The following is a 292-nucleotide window of genomic DNA, read 5'->3' on the forward strand; positions in this document are numbered from 1 at the left end:
GGGTAGAGCCGGGCGCCCTCCCCGACCACCGGGCCGGTCGTGGCGAGCACGGCCGGCTTGTCGACGACCGGCTCGTCGAGGCGGGTCCCGCGGGCGTCGTACGGCGCGAGGTAGACCTCCTTGCGCCGGGCGTCCGAGGCGACGACGAACGCGCCGGTGACGGCGCCGGTCTCGACGGCCTCGAGGGCGAGCGCGTCGAGCGAGCACACCCCGTGGACGGGTACGTCGAGCACGTGGGCCATGGTGCGGGCGGTGCCCAGTCCGACCCGGAGCCCGGTGAACGGGCCGGGAC

General features: G+C 76.7%; 1 protein-coding gene. It reads right to left on the minus strand.

Annotated features, from left to right (window positions below; genetic code table 11):
* Positions 1–292: tRNA (adenosine(37)-N6)-threonylcarbamoyltransferase complex dimerization subunit type 1 TsaB (tsaB, locus tag ACZYRU_RS26955; RefSeq protein ID WP_488960183.1), on the minus strand; the 292-nt coding region annotated here is incomplete at both ends.

It is taken from the genome of Nocardioides sp. F233 (assembly GCF_057813895.1).